Below are 16,547 nucleotides of genomic sequence, written 5' to 3'. Positions count from 1 at the left end.
CACAGGCAAGCCTACTGGGCGGGAAGCGCTGCGAATCCCAGCCCTTGGCCGGCACCCCGCAAAAACTCTTCTACCCCCATTCGTTTCTTGCCTTCGGCCTGTACGTCTAATAGGTCAAGCCAGCCGTCGGAGGTAGCCACGCGCAGGTAGTGCTTGCCATCCGAAGCCCAAGTGCCGGGAGTTTTTTGGGTTGTAAATGAGTTGTTTAGTTCTACGGATTTTGCACGAAATATTTTCATAACACGACCGTCGGGCAGCGTGGCAAATGCTGTGGGAATGGGCGAGAGGCCGCGCACCCAGTTCACCAGCTCGGACGTAGGGCGATTGAAATCAAGCCGTCCGGTTTCCTTTTGCAGCTTCGGAGCCGGGCGAAGGTCGTCGCCCTGCGCCTGCGGAATGCTGGGGGCCGTACCTGCCGCAATGGCCTCCACCGAGCGCCTGGCTAAGTCGGCGCCCACGGCTTTCAGCTTGTTGTACAGACTGCCAAAATCGTCTTCGGGCGCGATGGGCACCCGCTCCTGAAAAATCAGGTCGCCGGTGTCGATTTCGTGGCGCAGAAAAAACGACGTGACGCCCGTTTCGGTGTCGCCATGCATCAGGGCCCAGTTGATGGGGGCCGCACCCCGGTACTGCGGCAGCAGCGAGGCGTGAATGTTGATGGAACCCAGCCGGGGCATGTTCCACACCGCTTCGGGCAGCATCCGGAAAGCCACCACCACCTGCAAATCGGCCGCATAGCGCTGCAGCTCCGCTTGAAACTCGGGCGATTTCAAATTCGTGGGTTGCAGCACGGGCAAGCTGTGGGCCTCGGCGGCCACCTTTACAGCCGAGGCCTGGAGCTGGCGGCCGCGCCCCGCCGGCCGGTCCGGCGCCGTGACAACGGCTACCACCCGGCCACCCGGCCAGGCCAGCAGGCTTTCCAAAGTGGGCACAGCAAAATCGGGCGTGCCCATGAAAATGATGTTCAGCATGTAGGAGTGTGATATTTTGTTAGGAGTGGAACGTCATGCTGAGCGTAGTAGAAGCATCTCTACCGCTTCGTTGAAGTAGCATTGATTACTTCGGCACGCGAGATGCTTCGACTACGCTCAGCATGACGTTCTGGGAAAAGCACCTACCGCTCCGGGTACAATAAATATTTCTTGCGCAGGGCTTTAAACTTCCCCAGCCCCGGTTCCCAGGAGGCGCGAATTTCAGCCTCGGACTTACCTGCAATAATCTGCTCACGCAAAGAATTAGTGCCCGACAATTCCTCGAAATACTTGCCGAAGAAATGGGCTTTGTCGGTGCTCTGCTGATAAAAATCGAGCAGGTATTTCAGCACCAGCCCCGTGCCTTCTCGAGTAGCGGCCCCGGCCAGATTCAGCCCGTAGCAAACCTGGCCCTTGAGCGGCGGACTAGGTGAGCCGGCATTGGGCGCGGGCGTGAACGAATACGGCCGTGAAGCTGGCTGCGCCGGGCTGCCGATGACCTCAAACGGCGTGGCCGTGCCGCGCCCCACGCTCACATTGGTGCCCTCAAACAGGCAGATGCTGGGATAAAGGGCCACGGCGTGGTCGGTGGGCAGGTTGGGGGAGGGGCGCACGGGCAGGTGGTAGGCCGTGGCGTGGGTATAGCCGGCTGCCATGGGCACCACCGTGAGGGCGCAGCGTCGGCCGCCGGCCAGCCACTTTTCGGCGTTTATCATCGTGGCCAACTCGCCTACCGTGAGGCCGTGGGCAATGGGCAGCGGGTCGAGGCCGACGAAAGATTTGTGGGCAGGTTCCAGCACGGGGCCGTCTACTAGGTCGCCGTTGGGATTAGGACGGTCGAGCACGATGACGGCTTTGTTCAGCTCGGCCGCCGCTTCCATCACGTAGTGCAGCGTGCTGATGAAGGTGTAAAACCGGGCCCCCACGTCCTGAATATCAAACACCAGCACATCCACGTCGGCCAGCATTTCGGGGGTGGGCTTTTTGGTTTTGCCGTACACCGAGCGTACGGGTACGCCGCTGCGGGCATCGCGCCCTTCCTTAATGGTGACGCCGTCGGCCTCCTCGCCCCGAAAACCGTGCTCCGGCGCAAAAATGGCCGTTACATTTACGCCTCGCGCCCGCAGCGTATCCACCAGATAGCTGGTGCCCACGCGGGAAGTTTGGTTGATGACCAGCCCCACGCGCTTGCCTTTGAGCTGCGGCAGGTAGTTGCCCAGGCGCTCAGCGCCCACCACTACGCCCGCAACACGGGGCGGCTGCGCCAACGTAGTAGGACCTGTTTCGGCCGAATGCTGGCTTCCGGCAACCAGCGGCTGATTACGGCCACAAGCCGGCAGCGCCAGCAGCACTGACAGGGTAATTTTGGCAAAAATGGTGACCATAGAGCAGGTGGAAAACGCGAAAAAAAAGGCCCGGCCACGGCGGGCAAGTAGCAGATGCGGCGGGAGCGTGGCCGGTACCCTTTCAAAACGTAGCTTTACGGCTGAATAATGAACGTCGCCCGCTACATTTCGCACAAGATTGACGGGGGAGCCGATTCCGGCTCCTTCACCGCGTCGGTCACAAAAATAGCCATCATCAGCATTGCCATGGGCTTGGCGGTGATGGTGGTGTCGTTTGCCATCCTGCAAGGGTTTCGCAACGAGATTCAGAACAAGATTTTCTCGTTCGGGGCCCACCTGCAGATTTCGCGCTACGACACCAACAATTCGCTGGAGGTGGCGCCCATTGCCGCGCCCCGGCTGGTGCGCGACCTGCACGAGTTTCCGGAAGTAAAGTCGACGCAGCCCTATGCCGTGAAAACGGCCATCATCAAAACCAAGGACGAGGTGCTGGGCGTGGTGCTCAAAGGCATTGCCGAAACCGATGGCCCATCGCCCATGCGAGCCAACCTGGTAAGCGGCAAGTTTTTGTCCTTTCCGGATTCGTCGGCCAGCGAGGACGTGCTGCTCTCGCGCAAGGTGGCCGACAAGCTGCGCCTGAGCGTGGGCGACAAGGCCCTGTTTTACTTCATCCAGAACCCGCCGCGCATTCGGCAGTTTCGCGTGTGCGGCATCTATTCCACCGGCCTCGACGAGTTTGATGAGGTGTACGTCATTGGCGACATTCGCCAGATTCGGGAGTTGAACTCGCCGGCCTGGCCGGATTCGCTGGTGGGCGGCATGGAAGTAGTGCTGAAAAATTTCAATACCCTGGACGCCACCTGCGAAAAATTCTTCGAGCGACTCCCTTACGACCTCAAAGTCGATAAAATCACGGACCAGTACGCCCAGCTGTTCGACTGGCTGCAGCTGCTGAACCGCAACGTGGTGATTTTTCTGATTCTCATCATCTTCGTGGCAACTTTCAACATGGTGGCCACGATTTTTATCATGATTCTGGAGCGCACCAACATGATTGGTATCCTAAAAGCCTTGGGCGCGACGGACAACCAAATCAGGCGCATGTTTTTCTTCCGGGGTCTGTCGCTCACGCTGCGCGGCATGCTGATTGGCAACGTAATAGCCGTTGGCTTCTGTGCCATTCAGTATTATTTCCACGTCATCCCCCTCGACCCCGAGAACTATTACATGGACCGCGTTCCGATTTCCTGGGACCCGACCATGCTCATCTTGCTGAACATTGCCACCTTCGTGGCCTCGCTGCTGGCCGTGCTGATTCCGACGTACTTGATTGCCCGCATCAAGCCAGTGGTAGCTATTAAGTTCGATTAACTGTCTGAACCGCAGATTTTCGCAGATTAGACGGATAAGAACGGATTCAGAGCCGCAACTGCAAATCAATCAGAAAGGCCAGTCCTATTTGAGGGCTGGCCTTTCTGATTGATTTGCAGTTGCGTGAGGACTAAAGTCGATTGCAGACGTCTGAATCCGTTCTTATCCGTCTAATCTGCGAAAATCTGCGGTTCAGATAAATTTGCTTTGCAGCACCAGATTCGGGTCTGGGCACAGCGCCGCCCATTTCTCCCGCTCGCTGGGCCGGGCCACGCCGGGAAAATCCCCGTTACGCCCCTGTAAATCGGTCATGAGTTGGAGATGCAGATGCGGCGGCCAGTCGCCATTTTCCGGAAAAGGGCCCACGGTGGCAAAAGCTTCGCCCTTCGTCAGCAACTGACCGGGGCGTAGCAGCTGCCACTCCCGGCGGCTGAGATGGCCGTAGAGGCTGTAGAAAACGGTGCCCTCCAACTCGTGCTGGAGAATGACGGTGGGGCCGTAATCGCCAAAGTTGTCGTTGTCGGCCAGGCTGTGGACGGTGGCGGGCAACGGCGCCAGCACGGGCGTGCCGGCGGGCAGCCATACGTCCACGCCCAGGTGTAGCGAGCGGGGCTCTTCGGCGGCACCGGGACCGAAATGGGCGCTACGGCGATAAATAACGCGGTTTTCGAGGTAGCCGCCGATGCCGATGGTGGCGTGTTGGTCGGCGAGCAGCGCTTCAACTAACTGGGCGAACGCAGCCGTATCGCGCAGGTCGGCGGTGGCTACGCGCGGGTTTCGGGCCGAAAAATCGAGGCGGGCCACGGCGGGGCCGTTGAGGTCGACGGGCAGCACCGGACTGAAATTAGCCTGGTGGCGCAGGAGCAAAGCGGAGAGAGTCAAATAGCTGGAAATAAAAGAGCGGAACAAAAAAGCGCCGTGTCTGAACCGAATCAGAGGCGAGCGGCTTAAAGGCGGGCGCGGCGGCAAGTTACCTTTGCAGCCGAGGACGCGGCGGGCCGGCGCGGCTGTCCTTTTGTTATTGTCATTCGTAAAAGTTCGGAGCAGGCCGGGTGATGCCCGTCGCCTGCTTTTTTCTCCCCTCCCAATCCCCGCATGAGTTACCATACGCTAACCGTTGTTGAGCTGACCCAGGAAACCGACGATTCTGTTACCATCCACCTTGAACGGCCCGACCGGGCGCCCATTGCCAGCCGCCCCGGCCAGTTCCTGACCCTCATTGTGCCCTGCGGCCCAAATGGCAAAAAGGAGCGCCGCGCCTACTCCCTCAGCAGCACCCCCGACGAGGCGCCGCGCCTGTCCGTGACCGTGAAGCGCGTGCCGGGCGGCCTGGTAAGCAACTACTTGCTCGATACCGTGCAGGTGGGCCAGCAGCTGGAGGTGATGGAACCGCTGGGCAATTTCACGCTGAGCCCCAGTCCCAAAGCGGCCCGTTCGCTGGTACTCATTGGCGCCGGGTCAGGCATCACGCCGCTCATGTCCATGCTGAAAGCGGTAGTGAAATCGGAGCCCCAAAGCCACGTCCTGCTCATTTACGGCAACCGCAACGAGGAATCCGTCATTTTTCAGCAGCAACTCCTCGACCTTGAGGTCCAGGCCAAGGGCCACTTGCAGGTCGAGCACGTTTACAGCCAGCCCCTGAAACCCAGCGGCGCCCACCGCCACACGGGTCGTGTGAACCGGACCATGCTGCTGCGCATTCTGGAGCAGCGCCACCAGTTTCCGGCCGAGCAGGCCGAATACTTTATGTGCGGCCCCGAAGGCCTGATGACCGAAGCCCGCGCTGCCCTCGACCTGCTGCGCGTGCCCGAAGCCCGCATCCGCCGCGAAAGCTTCGTGGCCAGCGCCGACAATGCCGAACTGGCCGCCGCCCAGCCCAACGGCCACGGCGACGTATCCACCAACCCCGCCGACAACGTGAAAGCCACCCGCACCGTCACCATTCAATACGAAGGCAGCGAGTATAAGATTGAAGTGCCGTCCGGCGAAACCATCCTCGAAGTCGCTCTCGACCAGGATATTGACCTGCCTTATTCCTGCCAGGCTGGCCTTTGCACCGCCTGCCGGGGCAAGTGCCTCAGCGGCAAAGTGCACCTCGACGAGCGCGAAGGCTTGTCCGATTCCGAGCTCAAGCAAGGCTACGTGCTGACGTGCGTGGCCCACCCCATGACGGACGACGTCGTGATTGAGATTGGGTAAATAGCGCGGTTTATGGTCGGCGATTTGTGCTGCGTCAGCAACGGCTAAGCGTCTTGCAAACGAAAAGCCAGCGCTGCGGCAAACTTCTTTCGGCCGGTGCCGGGATTGTTGCGTAAGCCAGAAATTGCTTGGTGCTCGTCTGCCACGCCAGTTATTTTACTTATCATTGTTTTATGATGCTTCTTGCTGAACCTACTGCCGAGTCGGCTACCGACACCAGCCGGCCACCTCGTCATTACTTACCCGAAGATTTTTTGGTAACCGATTGGGCGGCGATTGAGCCATTTTTTCAGGAATTACAAAACCGGTCCATCCACTCGCCCGCCGAGCTGGAGCGCTGGCTGCTCGACCGCTCCGAGCTGGAATCGGTGCTGAGCGAGGACCTGGCCTGGCGCTACATCCACATGACCTGCGACACTCAGGACCCCGCCCGTTCCGAAGCGTTTCAGTATTTTGTAAACGAAGTGGAGCCACAAGTAGCCCCGCACGACCACGCCCTGAACGAAAAGATGCTGGCCTCGCCGTACCTGGCCGAGCTGGATGAGCGTCGCTACGGCGTGTTTCTGCGTTCGGTGCGGCGGGCTTCGGAAATCTACCGGGTTGAAAACATCCCGCTGAAAACCGACATCAGCACCAAGCAGCAGCAGTACGCCGCCACCGTGGGCGCCATGAACGTGACCCTCGACGGTCAGGAGCTGACCCTGCCCCAAGCCGCCGACCGCCTCAAGAACCCCGACCGGGCCGTGCGCGAAACTGCCTGGCGCGCCATCCAGCAGCGCCGCCTGCAAGACTCCCAGCCGCTTGATAAGCTTTTCAGTGAGCTAATTGGCCTGCGTCACCAGGTCGCGCTGAATGCGGGTTTCGCCAACTTTCGCGACTACATGTTTGCTGCCCTGGGTAGGTTCGACTACACGCCGCAGGACTGCTTCAACTTCCACACCGCCATCCGGGAAACCGTGGTGCCCCTCATCGACGATTTTGACCTGGAGCGTCGCCAAGACCTGAACCTGCCCGCCCTGCGCCCCTGGGACCTCGACGTAGACCCCAGCGGCCAGCCGCCCCTGCGCCCCTTTGCCTCGGGCGAGGAGCTGATTGAAAAGACCATTTCGGTTTTCGAAGCGCTCGACCCCTACCTCGGCAACTGCCTGCGCACCATGCGCCAGATGGGCCACCTCGACCTGGAAAGCCGCAAAGGCAAAGCCCCGGGCGGCTACAACTACCCGCTCGATGAAACCGGCGTACCGTTCATCTTCATGAACGCCACCAGCTCTTTGCGCGATGTAGTGACCATGCTGCACGAGGGCGGCCACGCCGTGCACAGCTTCCTCACGCGCAGCCTGCCGCTGGGCGCCGACAAGCACCCGCCGTCCGAAGTAGCCGAACTGGCCTCCATGAGCATGGAGCTGATGAGCATGGACCAGTGGCACGTATTCTTCCCCCATGCCGGCGACCTGCGCCGGGCCAAGAAAACCCACCTCGAAAGCGTGCTCGAAACCTTCCCGTGGGTGGCCACCATCGACAAATTCCAGCACTGGGTGTACGAACACCCCACACACACCGAAACCGAGCGTCACCAGCGCTGGGTAGAACTGTTCGATGAGTTCAACCAGCGCACGGTGGACTGGGCCGGGCTGGAAAATTTCAAGCCCTACTTGTGGCAGAAGCAGCTGCACCTCTACGAAGTGCCGTTCTACTACATTGAGTACGCCATGGCCCAGCTCGGCGCCATTGCCGTATGGCGCAACTTCCGCCAAAACCCCACCGAAGGCCTGGCTGCCTACAAGCGGGCGCTGGCGCTGGGCTACACGGCGCCCATCGGACAGATTTACGCCGCCGCCGGCATCCGCTTCGATTTCAGCACCGAATACCTGCGCACCCTGGCCGACTTCGTTCGGGAAGAAATGGCTGCGTTGTAGGCAGGAAATGGACTTGTAAAACGTCCTGTCAGACTCGGGTGGTCGGAAACTTAGCCCAGGCCACCCGATTCGGTGTTTATGGCCGGTACCCTTTCGTGTATGCTGCGTTCTTTCAGCCGGCTCATCTGGCTGGGGGTGAGCACCCGGAGACGTTCCCGGTCGTAGTATGCCTGACTCCTGCAGCTTAAACCGGCGCTGGGCCGGGTCGAGGGCATATTGGCTGTCAATGCCATCGACGGCGGCAAGCAGGACGCTGTGAACAAGCCGTAGGCGGAGTTATTCGGCCTCATTGAGGTGCAGTTGGCGAATGAGGGGACGCGTCAAGGCAGTGGCGCGCTGGGTTAAAGCCAAATCCGTGCTAGAGAAGGCGATTTGGGGTGTGCCATATTGGTAGCTGAAGAAGACACAGGTAAGGGTGAGTATTTTTAGAAGCAATTTGCGGAAGGAGTATTATTTATTATTAATACGATGCAATATATATCAAAAAAAATATTATTTGTACTTTATAAATAAAAAAATTAATATAAATAAGGTAAATAGATGGCAGTTAGCGTTCGATTGCCTTTTCCGGACCATAAAAAAGGGCCGGCATATGCCGGCCTTTTTCAGTAATGAAGCAGTTGGATTAAGAGTTGCCGCTGGGCTTGGTGGGGTCGGGGGCGGGTGTTTGGGTGCCGCACTTATTTTTGGGGCGCGGGTCGCATTCTTTGCGCCCACAGGAAGTGAGTGCCAAGCCGGCTAAGAGAATTGCCGGTAGCAGTCGGCGAAAAAAAGTAGGCGTGTGCATAAGGTTGAGGATTAATGAAATGGTGTTGAGTGGTTGAGGGAGAAAGATACGCAATAGTAGCATGCTTTGGTTATTAAAAATAAGCAAAATGGCAGAATGCTACCTATGCCTCCGTAAGTGGCCTGCCGACGCAAATGCTGGCGTCGGGGATAGTATCATCGCTTTTGCTGCAGCTAGCCAGCCCGGCGTTAGCACAATGGTGAGAAAAGAGAAGCGGGGCATGACCGGCACGGCGTACGGGGCTCACGACGGAACATCGCGGCCTGACTGCCCGGATGGCGGCAAGGTTGCATGGACCGTGGCAGGCACCGAAAACCGGACAGCTATTGCGCGCCTATGGTGAACAGGGGCAGGGGTTTCAGGTCGGCGTATTTTCCACCCAATGACTGTAGCTCTGCCTGATGCAGCTTCAGGTAGGCGTTGTATTGCTGCGCGGCGCGGTCGTACTGCACCCGGAAGGCTACCACGCTGGCATCAATTTGCTGAATACCCTCTACCAGGTTGCGGGCGTTTTCGGTGGGGGCGTTGCCATTGGGCGCGGCAACGGGATACAAAGCCGTCAGCAGCGAATCCTGGGCCGAGTCGTACTGGTCGATAAGGTCGGAGCTGGCCATGGATTGCTGCGAATAGCGCCGGATTTTGAGCCGGGTGTTGGCGCGCTCCAAGCCTTGCAGCTTGGCCGCATCAACGCTCGGCTGGGTCTTGAGCTCGCGCAGCAGCAGGCGCGTCACATCAATCTTCTGGTCATCGCTCTCCGTCATGTTGCGCCATTTTACGGCCACCGAATCGCGCAAAATGTCGAACTGGGCTTTCACGGCCGCCGTGGAAGCCGGGTCCAAGCGGGCCGTTGTGTTGCCATCGCGCTTGCAGGAAGCCGCACAGCCGGTGAGAATGAGGAGAACAACAGCCGCCAGCTTAAACGGCGTAAGGAGAATGGAACGCATCGAATGAGACAGAATAGGAGAACAGAAAGGTTACAAATCTACGCCGTCGCGCAGTTGCCCGATGTGCGGGTATTGCGGCAGGCCGCACCGTGTTTCGTGAGGCTGGCCAGGTACCGCTTATCCAACGGTTGCCGTCGCGTTCTATTATTGCCTCATCTAATAGGAGTGTTGCATCACCCCCAGATGCGCCAGTGCGTCATCGCCAGGGCCGCCAATGCCCAGGGAGTGCTGCCTACTTCTGCAGCAGCCCTCCCAGTAGCTGCTCGGCCAGGCGGTGCGCAATTTCATCAGGGGTAAGCTTGCCGACGGGCCGGTACCAGCTGGGCAGCCAATTCAGGCTGGCCAGGAGCGTGAGCGCGGCAAAGGCGGCATCGGGCGCGTGCAACTCGCCAGTGGTCAGGCCCCGCTCAATCAGGGCCCGGAAGGCCCCTTCGTAGCGGTCGCGCAGGGCCAGAAACTCGGTGCGCGCGGGCTCGCTCAGGTGGCGCCACTCGTGCAGAAACACCGCCGACGCGGCACTGTCCTGCGTCAGAACCCGCACATGGGCCTCAATGGCCTGCCGCAGCTGCGCGGCCACGGGGGCCCCGGTGTCGGCCGTGGCCGCCGAGAAGCCGGCAAAGAAAGCCTCCGCCAACCCAAAGCACACCCGGTGCAGGATTTCTTCTTTTGACTTGATGTGCGAGTACAAGCTGCCCGCTTCCAGGCCCAGTTCGGTGGCTAGTTCGCGCATGCTGGTGGCGGCAAACCCCCGCGCCCGAAACAATGCGGTGGCCGTGCGGTCGATTTGTGCTTTGCGTGAGCGACTGGGAGAAGGTGAAGCCATAAGTAGCCGCAAAGATACGTGGGATAAACCCCGCTCACCGGCTTAGTAGCTGCTCAATTGGTGTTTTATGTCAATATTAAAAGAGTGACTGCCACTTTTTTAGGATGAACAGGTGGCCCGCGTTTTCATCTTTTGGTAATGAACCAAACCACCCTCAATGCGTATCTTTGCCTTTGCACTGACTTTTTCCAGCTCATTAATTATGAAAAAACAATACTTACTGTTTTCGGCAGCTTTGCTGCTGGCCGGGACCGCGCATGCCCAGGGCACTGAGCTTTTCTTCTCGGAGTACGACGAGGGAGCCCACCAGTCGGGCGTTATTTACACCGGTGCTACTGCGCCCTCCACGGGCAGCGAACGGGCCATTGAGATATTCAACCCCACCAATAATGTAGTGAGCCTCACGCCCTACTCGGTACGGCGCTACTCCAACGGCAGTTCCACCGTTACGGAGGAAGAGCGGTTGTTCCGCAGCAATGCTACCCAGCAAGCGGTGGGTACCAACAGCATGAACCCTCGCACAACATTCGTATTGGCCAGTGGCGAGGCCACCCTGCCAGTGATTCGCAACGCGGCCAACCAGTTCAGCGTGGGCCACACACCTACTACAGGTCCCACCGTCATCACCGGCGGCGGCACGGTCTATTTTAACGGCAACGATGCGATGGCGCTGGTGCGCTACCCCAGCGGCACGGCCGGCGTGGGCAACGGCATTATCATCGACCTCATCGGCGTGATAGGCCAGCTACCGCCTGACTACACGGGTATGGTTGGTACCACCATCGGCAACTGGCGCGGTACCAACTCACTCGACTCGCCTTATCCGGGCACCACGTATATCCCGAATGTCGTGTCGGAAAACCAGTCGCTCATTCGTCGGTCGTCGGTTTCAAGAGGCGTACGCAGTACTGTTCCTACTGTTTACACCGTCACACCTCCCTCAACCACGTACACTTACGCGAGCGGCTACAATATTGCCGATGAGTGGATGGCCTACAGCTACTCCTCGCCCCCCGGTGGCACGGCCAACCCCGGCGGCCAGCTCTACGACCAGCTTGGCAACCACAACGACTACGTAGGGCCCTTTGGCGTTTACCAAGCCACGATTACCTCCACGCTGGACAAGTTTGACAGCAACATCAGCGTATACCCGAACCCGGCCCACGGCACGGCTACGGTGGAGATTAAAGACGCCAAAGTAGGCAGCGTAACGGTTATGAACAGCATTGGTCAGCGCATCAGCGCCCAAGCCAAGGGCACCGGCCAGGAAAAGCTCACCCTGGACGTATCGGGCCTGAAAGCCGGCCTGTACTTCGTACAGATTATCAGCGCCGACGGCCAGACCAAAATCTACAAAGAATTGGTGGTGCAATAAAGCCGTTGGCAATTAAGCAGGAGCAACGGGCAAATTTGTGGTTTGCTGGGAGTTTTGCTCAACGGCCTGATAAAGGATGACCGGAAGAGGAGGGAAGTAATTCTCTCCTCTTTTTTATGCGCGTACTTTTGGGTCCTTTCACGCATCGGGAGCAATATTTTTTCCTTGTTGCTTACTGCTTACAGTTCATTGACTAGATATGTCTGACCTCACGCCGCTTACCGCCATTGGCGAGTTTGCCCTCATTCGTCGTTTGCAAGAGGGCACCAGCACCCGACAGCCCGGCACGGTCCTGGGCATCGGCGACGACGCCGCCATTATTGCGCCCACCCCCGGCACCGATACGGTGATGACCACCGATTTGCTGGTGGAGGGCATCCATTTTGATTTGTCCTTTTGCCCCTTGCGGCACCTGGGCTACAAGGCCGTGGCCGTGAATGTGTCGGACGTGGCGGCGATGAATGCGCTGCCTACGCAGCTGGTGGTGGGCATATCGGCCAGTGCCCGCTTCACGGTCGAGGCAATTGAAGAACTATACGCCGGGATGCGCCTGGCCTGCGAAGCTTATGGCGTAGACCTGGTGGGCGGCGACACCACCGCCAGCCGTGGCGGCCTCACACTGGCTGTGACGGTACTGGGCGAAGTGCCCGCCGGCCAGGCCGTGCGCCGCAGCGGCGCCAAACCCACCGATTTGCTGTGCGTGAGTGGCGACCTGGGGGGCGCGTTTCTGGGCCTGCAAGTGCTGGAGCGCGAAAAGCAAGCCTTCCTGGCCGACCCCGACACCCAGCCCGAACTGGCCAGCTATGAGTATGTGGTGCAGCGCCAGCTGCGCCCCGAGGCCCGGCTCGACATCGTGCACGAGTTGCGCGAGTTGGGCGTGCAGCCCACCAGCATGATTGACATTTCTGACGGGCTGGCCTCCGAGGTGCTGCATTTGTGCGCGGCCAGCGGCACGGGCGCCCGGGTATTTAGTGAGTTTCTGCCGCTGGCCAACCCCACCCTGGAGGCCGCGGCGGAGTTCAACCTCGACCCCATTACCTGCGCGCTGAACGGCGGCGAGGACTACGAACTGCTGTTCACAGTGCCTGTCACGGACCACGAGAAAATCAAAAACCACCCCGACATCACCATTCTCGGCCACCTCACCGACAAGGCCGAGGGAGCTAATCTCATTACCAAAGCCGGCCAGCCGGTACCGCTGAAAGCGCAGGGTTGGACAAGCTTTTAGCCAATTCCTGGGGTAGAAATAACCTTATGTAAGCGCTGCCGTTAGGAGGAACGAAAGAAAAAAGCCTGGCTTTGTGGCATGCTAATTGTTTTCCCAAAACCAGAACTGCGATTTCTGTTCACTTTTAACGATTCTTAGCCATGAAAAAGCTTCCTTATATTTTCGCTCTCCTGGTGCTTCTCAGCACTGTTTTTGGGTCGGCAACTCCTGCGCAGGCGCAGTGGAGCCCGCAGGCTAAAGGCGCCGTTATTGGTGGTCTGGGTGGGGCCGCTGCCGGTGCCCTCATCAATAAGCGCAACCGGGCCGTGGGTGGCGTGGTAGGCGGTGTGGCCGGTGGGGCCATTGGCTACGGCGTGGGCAAGCACATCGACAACAAGCGCAAGCAGCGTGCTGCTGCCGCTGCCGAGCGCCAGGCCGTAGCGGCTCGCGAAGCGGCTTATCGCCGGGAAATTGCCCAGGCTCACCGGGCCAACAATAGCCGCACTGCCTTGGTAGCCTCGCGCACCCAAACCACGGTGGTGCCGGCCAATAGCCTGACCGCTTCGGCCGCTAATGCCTATGACGCGCAGGCGGCCCTGGCCCCTTATCCGTCCAACTCGGCCTACCTGCCCAACGACGCCGTGAACAACCCGTCCAACCCCTACGCGACTTCCGAGTTCCGTCGGAAGAGCTGGTAATGCCCGTTTTGCTTCATTAACGGAACCCCGGGCGCCTTTGCCTGGGGTTCCGTCATTTAGCCCCTTGGTTTGCGCACTGCGCACAGCCGCTATTTTTACTTTTTCTTCACCAATACCCCAGACGTATGAAAGCCCTCTTTTGCAGTTTGTTTGTAGCCCTTACGCTGGCTTCGTGCTCGAAAGCCGGCGAGGCGGTAAACATCCAGAGCCTGAATCAAGACTTCATCAGTGCCTGGAACAACAAGGACTCTGGCAAAATCACCGGCCTGATGGCCGACGACGTAACCTTCGTGCAAGGCAGTGCCCACTGGAAGGGCAAGGACGAGGTGGGCCAGAAATGGGTGAGTGCCACGGTGCCCACCATCAGCAATTTGAAAACCAGCGTGGTGAGCTCTTCCACCGATGCCAATACGGCCTATGAAGCCGGCACCTTCTCGGTCGATGTGTTGCCGGCCGGCCCTAACCAGCCCGCTGGCATCGGCGAAGGCAATTACATCTTCCTTTGGAAAAAAGGAGCCGATAACGCCTGGAAGCTGAGCTATGCGCAGCTGGAAGACCTGCCGGTGCAACGCCGGAATTAGGCCGGCGATTTGTAAAAGCAGAACGTCATGCTTCGCGGGCGCTCTGCATGACGTTCTTTTTCTGTCTCCGACTAATCCTCCGGATACGGCACAAACACAAAATTGGTAAATTCCTCATCGAGCACGAAGAGGCAGCAAAATTCATTAGGGTCTTTATAGGTAGCGCGGAAGGCTTCTACGCCATCCACGTCAATGATGCCTTGCTGCACGAAGAGTTCGAGGTAGCTGGCGAAGACGTGCCACTCCAGGTTCAGCTCATCGGCGTTGACGAGGAGGCCGCCGAGGGGCACTTCCTGCTTGGCAAAGACGAAAATGGGGTATTGGCTGAAGTCGCCCTTGCGAATCTGGGAAGAGGCTTCGGCCAGCGTGTCGCACACTTTCACGAAGTCCTTGGTGATAGTGCCGAGGTATTTGCCGTTGAGTTCGGGGTCGTTGAAGTAGTCCATTACAATTATGCTATTGAAAAAAGAACCATTCCTCTTCAATATTTTTGTAAATACCGATTTCGGCAATGATATCTGGATTATCGGGATTAATTGGCCATCGAATTTGATTAGTCTCGTCAAAAACTATATTGAGAAATACATCTTCGACGTAATCAATTCTTGTAACAACCTTCGCAATTAGTGAGCAAAGCCTATTCCTATATTGGTCTTCACCATAAACGGCTTTTTCGTTCTCGCTTAGAATAATAGGCCATACAAACATGGTAAATCTGTTGCCGTCGAAATCAAGTTGCAAATAGTCCAGCACGAAAGTCACGGAACTCAATTTTTCGCCGACTAAATCTTTCGTGATTTTTTCGTGCACCATGACAGACGTTAATTAATTGTTGTCTACTTCAACTCCAGCGCCACCACATTTTCCACGTGGTGGGTGTGGGGGAACATATCTACCGGCTGCACACGCGTCACCTTGTAAGCCGCATCCAGCAGCTCTAAGTCGCGGGCCTGGGTGGCGGGGTTGCAGCTGATGTAAACGATGCGGGGGGCGCGCAGCTCCAGGAGGCGGGCCACCACGTCGGGGTGCATGCCGGCGCGGGGCGGGTCGGTGATGAGGACGTCGGGGCGGCCGTGGTGGGCAGTGAAGTCGGCCGTGAGGATGTCCTTCATGTCGCCGGCGTAGAACTCGGTGTTGGTGATGTTGTTGATTTCGGCGTTGACGTGGGCGTCGGCCACGGCCTGCTCCACGTACTCGACGCCGATGACTTTGCGGGCCTGGTGGGCCACGAAGCTGGCGATGGTGCCGGCCCCCGTGTAGAGGTCGTACACGAGCTCATCGCCCTTGAGGTCGGCAAATTCGCGGGCTACTTTGTAGAGCTGGTGGGCGCCTTCGGAGTTGGTTTGGTAGAAGGACTTGGGGCCGATGCGGAAGCGCAGGCCTTCCATTTCTTCCTCGATGTAGGGCTTGCCGCGGTAGGTGATGACGTCGAGGTCGTGGAAGGTTTCGTTGCCCTTGCTGTTGAGGACGTAGTTGAGAGAGGTGATGCCGGGGAACTTGGCGTAGAGGGCGTCGAGCAGGGGCTCGATGCTGTCGTGGGGGCGGTAGCACTGCAGAATCACCATGATTTCGCCGGTGCTCTGGGCGGTGCGGATGATGAGGTTGCGCAGGTTGCCGGTCTGGCGCACCATGTTGCCGAACTCGAGGCCGTGCGCGCGGCCGTAGTCGCGCACGAAGAGGCGGATTTCGTTGCTGGGCTCGGCCTGGAGGTGGCAGTGCTGCACGTCGATAATCTTATCGAAGCGGGCGGGGGTGTGAAAGCCCAGCACGTTGCGGTCGAAGGTCTGGGTGTCGTCGTTGATTTGCGCGGTGGTAAGCCAGCCGTTGTCCGAGAAAGTGTATTCGAGCTTGTTGCGGTAGTAGGTACGCTGGGGCGAGGGGAGGATGAACGGAATCTCGGGCAGGGCCACTTTGCCGATGCGGGTGAGCTGGTCGACCACCTGCTGCTGCTTGAAATGCAGCTGGGTGTCGTAGCCGAGGTGCTGCCACTTGCAGCCGCCGCAGGTGCCGAAGTGCTGGCAAAACGGCGTGGTGCGCAGCTCCGAATACTGGTGAAACTTGACGGGCACGGCTTCCAGGAAGCTCTTTTTGGCTTTGGTGACGTGCAGGTCGACGACATCGCCGGGGGCGACTTGGGATACGAAAATGACGAGGTTCTCGACGCGGACGAGGCATTTGCCTTCGGCGACCATGTCCTGGATGGTGACGTTACGGAGTAACTCGGGGGCTATTTTTTTGGCTCGGCTCATAAGGGTGCAAAACTACTGTCTGAACCGCGGATTAAGCAGATTAAACGGATTTCGCAGATTCATACGGCATATAAATGGCG

Annotated in this window: 15 protein-coding genes; 7 read left to right on the top strand and 8 right to left on the bottom strand. The window is 58.7% G+C overall.

Going from position 1 to position 16,547, the window contains the following annotated elements; translation table 11 throughout:
• Window positions 1-11: 11 nt before the first annotated feature.
• Together fmt and JKL48_RS10305 are read right to left on the bottom strand one after the other, a co-directional pair.
• Complete coding sequence (fmt, locus tag JKL48_RS10310) at window positions 12-971, bottom strand: methionyl-tRNA formyltransferase (RefSeq protein ID WP_201982078.1); 960 nt, start codon at window positions 969-971, stop codon at window positions 12-14.
• 143 nt (window positions 972-1,114) lie between these two features.
• Complete coding sequence (locus JKL48_RS10305) at window positions 1,115-2,356, bottom strand: exo-beta-N-acetylmuramidase NamZ family protein (protein ID WP_201982076.1); 1,242 nt, start codon at window positions 2,354-2,356, stop codon at window positions 1,115-1,117.
• A gap of 108 nt (window positions 2,357-2,464) precedes the next feature.
• Between JKL48_RS10305 and JKL48_RS10300 the strand changes: the two genes are divergently transcribed.
• Complete coding sequence (locus tag JKL48_RS10300; protein ID WP_201982072.1) at window positions 2,465-3,688, top strand: ABC transporter permease; 1,224 nt, start codon at window positions 2,465-2,467, stop codon at window positions 3,686-3,688.
• A gap of 192 nt (window positions 3,689-3,880) precedes the next feature.
• Here the strand turns inward: JKL48_RS10300 and JKL48_RS10295 are convergent, their stop codons facing one another.
• Complete coding sequence (locus JKL48_RS10295) at window positions 3,881-4,570, bottom strand: peptidoglycan DD-metalloendopeptidase family protein (protein ID WP_236668716.1); 690 nt, start codon at window positions 4,568-4,570, stop codon at window positions 3,881-3,883.
• Between the two features lie 213 nt (window positions 4,571-4,783).
• Here JKL48_RS10295 and JKL48_RS10290 point away from each other — a divergent pair, with 213 nt between their 5' ends.
• On the top strand, window positions 4,784-5,887 hold the full coding sequence (locus JKL48_RS10290) for a ferredoxin--NADP reductase (protein WP_201982068.1): 1,104 nt from the start codon (window positions 4,784-4,786) through the stop codon (window positions 5,885-5,887).
• 173 nt (window positions 5,888-6,060) lie between these two features.
• Entirely contained in the window at window positions 6,061-7,803 is a 1,743-nt protein-coding gene (locus tag JKL48_RS10285; RefSeq protein ID WP_236668715.1) for a M3 family oligoendopeptidase, read from the top strand.
• 1,110 nt (window positions 7,804-8,913) lie between these two features.
• Here the strand turns inward: JKL48_RS10285 and JKL48_RS10280 are convergent.
• Both JKL48_RS10280 and JKL48_RS10275 read right to left on the bottom strand, forming a co-directional pair.
• Entirely contained in the window at window positions 8,914-9,534 is a 621-nt protein-coding gene (locus JKL48_RS10280; RefSeq protein ID WP_201982066.1) for a hypothetical protein, read from the bottom strand.
• Between the two features lie 232 nt (window positions 9,535-9,766).
• A complete protein-coding gene (locus tag JKL48_RS10275) occupies window positions 9,767-10,357 on the bottom strand; it encodes a TetR/AcrR family transcriptional regulator (RefSeq protein ID WP_201982064.1) in 591 nt (196 codons plus the stop codon).
• Window positions 10,358-10,559: 202 nt separating this feature from the next.
• Here JKL48_RS10275 and JKL48_RS10270 point away from each other — a divergent pair, with 202 nt between their 5' ends.
• From JKL48_RS10270 to JKL48_RS10255, 4 genes are all read left to right on the top strand, one after another.
• On the top strand, window positions 10,560-11,732 hold the full coding sequence (locus JKL48_RS10270) for a T9SS type A sorting domain-containing protein (RefSeq protein ID WP_201982063.1): 1,173 nt from the start codon (window positions 10,560-10,562) through the stop codon (window positions 11,730-11,732).
• 199 nt (window positions 11,733-11,931) lie between these two features.
• Window positions 11,932-12,960 (top strand): thiamine-phosphate kinase, encoded by a 1,029-nt coding sequence (gene thiL, locus JKL48_RS10265; protein ID WP_201982061.1) that lies wholly within the window; start codon window positions 11,932-11,934, stop codon window positions 12,958-12,960.
• A 140-nt stretch (window positions 12,961-13,100) separates the two neighbouring features.
• On the top strand, window positions 13,101-13,637 hold the full coding sequence (locus JKL48_RS10260; RefSeq protein ID WP_201982059.1) for a hypothetical protein: 537 nt from the start codon (window positions 13,101-13,103) through the stop codon (window positions 13,635-13,637).
• 125 nt (window positions 13,638-13,762) lie between these two features.
• Window positions 13,763-14,218, top strand: coding sequence for a YybH family protein (locus JKL48_RS10255; RefSeq protein WP_201982058.1), 456 nt, complete (start codon window positions 13,763-13,765; stop codon window positions 14,216-14,218).
• 71 nt (window positions 14,219-14,289) lie between these two features.
• On the opposite strand, the gene JKL48_RS10250 is transcribed toward JKL48_RS10255, so the two are convergent.
• The 3 genes from JKL48_RS10250 to rlmD are packed head-to-tail and all read right to left on the bottom strand — an operon-like array spanning window position 14,290 to window position 16,467.
• Window positions 14,290-14,664 (bottom strand): hypothetical protein, encoded by a 375-nt coding sequence (locus tag JKL48_RS10250; protein WP_201982056.1) that lies wholly within the window; start codon window positions 14,662-14,664, stop codon window positions 14,290-14,292.
• Between the two features lie 10 nt (window positions 14,665-14,674).
• Window positions 14,675-15,031, bottom strand: coding sequence for a hypothetical protein (locus JKL48_RS10245; protein ID WP_201982054.1), 357 nt, complete (start codon window positions 15,029-15,031; stop codon window positions 14,675-14,677).
• A 23-nt stretch (window positions 15,032-15,054) separates the two neighbouring features.
• Complete coding sequence (gene rlmD / locus JKL48_RS10240) at window positions 15,055-16,467, bottom strand: 23S rRNA (uracil(1939)-C(5))-methyltransferase RlmD (protein WP_201982053.1); 1,413 nt, start codon at window positions 16,465-16,467, stop codon at window positions 15,055-15,057.
• Window positions 16,468-16,547: the final 80 nt, after the last annotated feature.

This window comes from Hymenobacter rubidus (genome assembly GCF_016734815.1).
Taxonomy (GTDB): domain Bacteria; phylum Bacteroidota; class Bacteroidia; order Cytophagales; family Hymenobacteraceae; genus Hymenobacter; species Hymenobacter rubidus.
The sequence above is the reverse complement of the archived record's forward strand: the minus strand, read 5'-3'. Positions and strand labels throughout refer to the sequence as shown.